The organism is Trichococcus sp., assembly GCF_049589555.1.
GTDB lineage: Bacteria > Bacillota > Bacilli > Lactobacillales > Aerococcaceae > Trichococcus.
Window position 1 is genome coordinate 1 of record NZ_JBAWAZ010000094.1, and the last position, 5,394, is coordinate 5,394.

Genomic DNA, 5,394 nt, shown 5'->3' on the forward strand with positions numbered 1-5,394 from the left:
TGGCCGATTTTGATGAAACTCGGACCGAGTTTTTCGAAAGCAAGACGAAGGTTCTCCGGATCTTGATCTTTTCGGCTCGGCTTCACCTGATTGTGATAAAGGAATTGAAGCCCGTAAGAGGACAGGATCCGGACTATTTCATGCAACCGTTCGTCTCTTGCCATCCGGACCCCTCCTTCATCTTTTGCGATTGCTTATTTGTTCAACAACTGGTCCAGTTTAGCGTTGATGGCATCCATTTTGGCTTCCAGCGCTTCCACATCCTCTTTTTTGGCGAAAGGCAGATTCTCAAGCTCCGCCTTCGTCGCCGGCACGATGCCCGTGGCTTTTCGGGTCAACTCCGTCTGCAGTTCTTTTCCTTCCTGGACCGTAACGCGCCCTTTTTCGACCATCTCATTGATCAGCTTTTCAGCCTTCTCGATCGAAGTGGAAGTCATGCCGACACCTGCTAAGAAAATCTTCTTTAATTCATCCATTTTAATCTCTCCTTTGATTGTTGAAATGGGAAAATCCGGAAAATCTTAGTGCTCATGGAAATGTTCATGCTCCGAGTGGCTGTGTTCGTCTTCTTTGTTGCGGCGGATGCTGAATTGTTCCGGAACCGGATCGTACCCGCCTTTAACGAAAGGATGACATCTGAGAATGCGTGCGATGCCCATTAGGCTGCCCTTGATTGCGCCGTGTTTTTGGATGGCTTGGACCGAATAGTTCGAGCAGGTCGGATAATACCGGCAACTCGGCGGGAATAGTGGAGATATCACTTTCTGGTAACCACGTATCAAACCTATAAAAATTTTCTTCATGGCGGCTTCCTTTCTGGCTCTATACTGCTATTTTACCCTTTTTCTCCCTAAAATAAAATAATACCGTATCCTGAAATTAAAAGGACTTCCGCTGCCGCTATTTTTTTCCGGAACTATTTGGTAGAATACCTATATATCGGCGCTTGCCGAAATGCATATATAAAAAGAGGTTGAGCCGAAATGCAAACACAAAAAAATAAAACTTACCGCATCGCCATTTTGGGCATTCTGTCTGCGTTCATCATCATCCAGACATTCGTTCCCTTCCTTGGAAATATTCCGATTCCGCCATTGAATCCGACCATCATCCACATCACGGTCATCGTGGCCGCTTTCGTCCTGAGCACGAAGGACGGCATGCTTGTCGGACTTGTCTGGGGCTTGGCGCGCATGGTCAAGGCCTACACACTGCCGGCTTCTCCGTTGGATCTGCTGCTCTGGACCAATCCGATCATCGCAGTCGTACCGCGCGTGATGGTAGGGCTTGTGGCAGGACTAATTTTCCATGCTTTCCTGAAACGCAAACAGGAAAAACGCGGGATGGTCATCGCTGCCGTTTTGGGATCCTTGACCAATACGGTGCTTGTGTTGGGATTCATCGCCCTTTTCTATGGCAATGAATACGCAACAGCCCTGAATGTGGATCCCTCCAACCTGTTGAAGGTGCTGGCCGGCATCGTCGCAACTAACGGAATCGGCGAAGCTGTCGCAGCTGGCTTGATCGCGCCATTCATCGCAAAAGCCTTGATGAAGGTCAGAAGAAAATAAGCAAAAAACGATGAGCCTCCATGGCTCATCGTTTTTATTTTGGATTTTATTGCAAGACCGGCTGAATGGCTAACCAACCTTTGATGAGGGTCGGCATATTCAGGAACACCCAAGTCACAATCGATGCCCCGCCGATGCCATAGAAGTACAGGGTGATCGGCTTGAACAAGAGAAAAATGACCAGGAAACGCTTCATGGACATTTTCGTAAGACCGGCGACCATACAGAGAAAATCATCCGGGAAGCCGGGAAGCGCAAAGGCTGAAGCCATCAGCCATTCGAAACGGTTTCCTTTTATCAGCCAACCATAATATTTTCTGTAGGTTTCTTCGGAAACGAACGCTCTTACGAATGTCTTGCCGTATTTTCGGGCCAAGATGAAATTGATGATCGAACCGATCAACACGCCGATGAAGCTGTATGTGAATCCCCACAGCGGACCGAACACCATAGGTGCCACCACGACCGTTACTCCGCCCGGAATGATGGGATAGACGACCTGGATGATTTGGATCAACAAGAAAATGACTGGAGCATAAATGCCCATTCCGGCCAACAACGCTTTCAAAGTGCCTTCAGCTTCAAAAAAGCCTGTCCGATAGATCCAAATGCCTAAGATAAGTGTCACGACTGTTCCCACTACCGTCGAAATCTGAACGATCCTACGGTTGAATGCAATCCCTTGATGGGTGGTGTTCTCCAATTCCACTTCTTCACCTCTTATCACTTTTTGGTGTTGCCCTATTTCCGATTATACCTGACAAACATAAATTTTCTGTGAATTTATCTTATCGATTCCGTGAACTGCGCCTTCTGACGGCGCTTCCTTTTTCTGTGTCTTCAGTATAATGCAAACAACGTGCGCCTGCCTCTGACTAAAGTCGGATTTTCTTCCCCGATTATAAACACTTACCGGTGTTTTGTCCATAAAAAGAAAGTTAAGATTTTCTTAGCAGCAAAAAGTAAGTCCGTCTTGCGCTGAAGGCGGCTCCGGCTGGAAAAATCCCGCCGGCTGTGATACTTTCAGTGTATAGAAACTTTAATAAGACAGGTGATTTATGGCAACAACATTCTCAAAGAACATCCGATCGACTTTGGCCAGTTCTTTCCTAAACAGTTTGATCTATTCCTGTACGATCCCATTCCTGGTCATCTATCTGGCCGGCATCTTCAACCCACAGCTGACCGGGATGCTCGTCATGACAAATGTGGTCGTCTGCTTTTTGGCAGGCATCGTCGGCGGTTATCTTGCCGATAATTTCCAGAGAAAGAAAATTCTTTATCTTTTCCAAACCTTGTATGGGGGATCGTTGCTTTTGATCGCCCTCAGATTTTTAGGGCTGCTTTCGGCTGATGGGTGGTTGATTCTCGGTTACCTTGTCTGCGGCATTTCCTTCAATCTCTATTCGCCTGCTTACGATGCAGTGCTGATGGACTGCACCACCGTCGAAAATCGGAAACAGGCCTATCAATGGCAATATTGGACCTTCAATTTGTCGATGGCTCTGGGTTTTTCGCTCGGCGGGTTCCTTTTTCAGCACTTCCTGTTCCAACTGTTTCTGGTGGCCGGGATAGCGCAACTGGCGATAGCCCTGTTGTTTCGGAGCCAGTTGGACTACACGAATGCCACCGCGCAGAAACAGCATAACAACAGGCTGAAGGACCTATTTTCGAACTACAGCATCGCCGCGAAAGATACCCGTTGGCTCTTCTTGATCATGGGCATGGCGCTGTTCAACACGGCCGAATTTTCGCTGAAGACCTACACCGCCGTCCGGCTTTCGAAAGAGTTCGCAACGCTGACACTCTTCACGGTTCCGATCGACGGCGTCAGGATGCTCAGCCTGCTGCAGGTCCTCAACACGCTGCTTGTCGTCGGGTTCACTTTCTTGGTTTCGCGCATCACTGAAAAGAGATCCGAAAAGGCGACGATCCTTTACGGCCTTTTGATCTATGTCGTCAGCTATGGATTGATTGCCATCATGAACAATATCTATATCCTGATTCCGTTGATGATCTTGGCGACCGTCGGCGAGTTGGCTTCCTCCCCGAACATCAATGCCCGCAAAGTCGACCTTGTCCCTGAAGACAAGCAAGCCTCTTATCTGGCTTTCAGCTCGCTCTCCTACCAGGGAGCCGATCTGTTGGCAGCATTTGCATTGACGCTCAGCGGGTACATCTCGGCCGGTTTCATCGCCGGCTATATCATCATTTTGGGATTGGTCGGCACCTCGCTCACCGTCAGCAGTCTGTACGGGCGCAAAAATAAAGGCATATAAGAAGTCCACCCTTCCGCTGAAGCGCTTATTGTTCCTGCCGGCACTCCGCCAAAGGAGGAAATCAAGATGGAAATCGTAAAATGGCTGAATGACACAATCATCTGGGGAATCCCTATGCTGATCCTGATGCTGGGGACAGGGCTGTATCTGACGTTCAAAACCAGGGCCGTCATCTTTACCCGCTTCGGGACAGTGATGGCCAACACACTGAAGACGGTTTTCCGGAAGCCGAAGGAAATCGAAGCCGGCACGATCACCCCCTTCCAGGCAGTCTGCACGGCTCTGGCCGGAACGGTCGGAACCGGCAATATCGTCGGCGTGGCCGTGGCCATCAGCGTCGGCGGACCAGGTGCCATCTTTTGGATGTGGACCTCCGCAGTCCTCGGAATGGTCACGAAATATGCGGAAACCACGCTAGCGCTCGCCTACCGCGAGAAGAACGCAAAAGGTGAATATGTGGGCGGCCCCATGTATTACATCAGTAAAGGCCTTGGTTTTCCGAAGCTGGCCTATCTTTTTTGCCTGTTGACGGCCTTTTCCTCGATCGGCGGCGGCAACATCGTCCAGGCGAATGCCGTAGCCGGCAGTTTGAAGGACGCTGTTTCCATACCCGCCTTGGCAACCGGTCTGCTCTTGGCTTTCTTTGTGGCCTTGGTCGTGGTGGGGGGCATCAAGCGGATCGCAAGCGTAGCGGAAAAATTGGTTCCCTTCATGTCGCTGATCTATACAGGCGCGGCCATCTTTATCCTGATTATGCAGCGCAGCCAGATCCCGTCCGCTCTCGCCACAATTTTCACGGATGCCTTCACCGGCACGGCGGCTGTCGGTGGCTTTACAGGAGCTTCCTTGATGTATGCAGCCCGGATTGGTGTCGCACGGGGAGTGTTCACAAATGAAGCGGGTCTCGGCAGCGCTCCGATTGCCCACTCCACCGCCAACACCGACCATCCGGCGCGCCAAGGCTGTTGGGGAGCTTTCGAAGTCTTCTTCGATACGATCATCATGTGCACCATCACCGCCTTGGTGATCATCATCAGCGGAACCTGGAAGGATGCCTCGATTGATGGCACGGAAATGTCCAATCGGGCCTTCAGCGCCGTCATCCCGGGCGGGGAATACATCATTTCCATCGGCATCGTCCTATTCGCCTTCGCGACCATCATCGCCTGGTATTATTATTCCGAAAAAACGATCGAATACATCGCCGGCCAAAAATCCATCTTTGTCTATCGGATCTTTTTCGTCGGTTCCATCGTCTATGGAGCAGTAGCGACACTGGATGTCGTCTGGGAGATTTCCGATCTGTTCAACGGGCTGATGGCCATCCCGAACCTGATCGCTTTGATCGGCCTGGTCGGGCCCATCGTCGCGCTGACGAACGATTTCTTCGCTGATCCGAAAACGATCCGGCCGAAGGACCAATCCTATGCCTCCTTTATCCAAACAAAAAAACATTTCAAGCGCTTCCATTGAGTGCTATGATGTACCTATCAAAAAAATGGAGGAAAGCATATGATCCATATCCTGTTATGTTGCGGCGGCGG

6 protein-coding genes are annotated in these 5,394 nt (G+C 50.2%); 3 read left to right on the forward strand and 3 right to left on the reverse strand.

What is annotated here, in order from left to right; translation table 11 throughout:
- Positions 1-194: 194 nt before the first annotated feature.
- Both WBV27_RS04150 and yidD read right to left on the reverse strand, forming a co-directional pair.
- Positions 195-476, reverse strand: a complete 282-nt coding sequence (locus tag WBV27_RS04150) for a phasin family protein (RefSeq protein ID WP_424199685.1) — start codon at positions 474-476, stop codon at positions 195-197.
- A 45-nt stretch (positions 477-521) separates the two neighbouring features.
- Positions 522-803 (reverse strand): membrane protein insertion efficiency factor YidD, encoded by a 282-nt coding sequence (yidD, locus tag WBV27_RS04155; RefSeq protein ID WP_424199687.1) that lies wholly within the window; start codon positions 801-803, stop codon positions 522-524.
- 180 nt (positions 804-983) lie between these two features.
- On the opposite strand from yidD, the gene WBV27_RS04160 reads away from it, so the two are divergent.
- Positions 984-1,571, forward strand: a complete 588-nt coding sequence (locus tag WBV27_RS04160; RefSeq protein ID WP_424199689.1) for an ECF transporter S component — start codon at positions 984-986, stop codon at positions 1,569-1,571.
- A 46-nt stretch (positions 1,572-1,617) separates the two neighbouring features.
- Here WBV27_RS04160 and WBV27_RS04165 read toward each other — a convergent pair whose 3' ends face one another.
- Entirely contained in the window at positions 1,618-2,280 is a 663-nt protein-coding gene (locus tag WBV27_RS04165; protein ID WP_424199691.1) for a TVP38/TMEM64 family protein, read from the reverse strand.
- A 349-nt stretch (positions 2,281-2,629) separates the two neighbouring features.
- Between WBV27_RS04165 and WBV27_RS04170 the strand changes: the two genes are divergently transcribed.
- Together WBV27_RS04170 and WBV27_RS04175 are read left to right on the forward strand one after the other, a co-directional pair.
- Positions 2,630-3,850 carry an MFS transporter gene (locus WBV27_RS04170; protein WP_424199693.1) on the forward strand — a complete coding sequence of 407 codons (1,221 nt, stop codon included), beginning with the start codon at positions 2,630-2,632 and terminating at the stop codon, positions 3,848-3,850.
- 66 nt (positions 3,851-3,916) lie between these two features.
- The gene (locus WBV27_RS04175) at positions 3,917-5,323 is read left to right on the forward strand and encodes an alanine/glycine:cation symporter family protein (RefSeq protein WP_424199695.1); all 1,407 of its coding nucleotides are present in this window, start codon (positions 3,917-3,919) and stop codon (positions 5,321-5,323) included.
- Positions 5,324-5,394 lie beyond the last annotated feature (71 nt).

Excerpts from the sequence above, each read along its gene's own strand:
- WBV27_RS04175 (WP_424199695.1), top strand. The coding sequence starts at position 3,917 with ATGGAAATCGTAAAATGGCTGAATGACACAATCATCTGGGGAATCCCT.
- yidD (WP_424199687.1), bottom strand. The coding sequence starts at position 803 with ATGAAGAAAATTTTTATAGGTTTGATACGTGGTTACCAGAAAGTGATA.
- WBV27_RS04170 (WP_424199693.1), top strand. The coding sequence starts at position 2,630 with ATGGCAACAACATTCTCAAAGAACATCCGATCGACTTTGGCCAGTTCT.
- WBV27_RS04160 (WP_424199689.1), top strand. The coding sequence starts at position 984 with ATGCAAACACAAAAAAATAAAACTTACCGCATCGCCATTTTGGGCATT.
- WBV27_RS04150 (WP_424199685.1), bottom strand. The coding sequence starts at position 476 with ATGGATGAATTAAAGAAGATTTTCTTAGCAGGTGTCGGCATGACTTCC.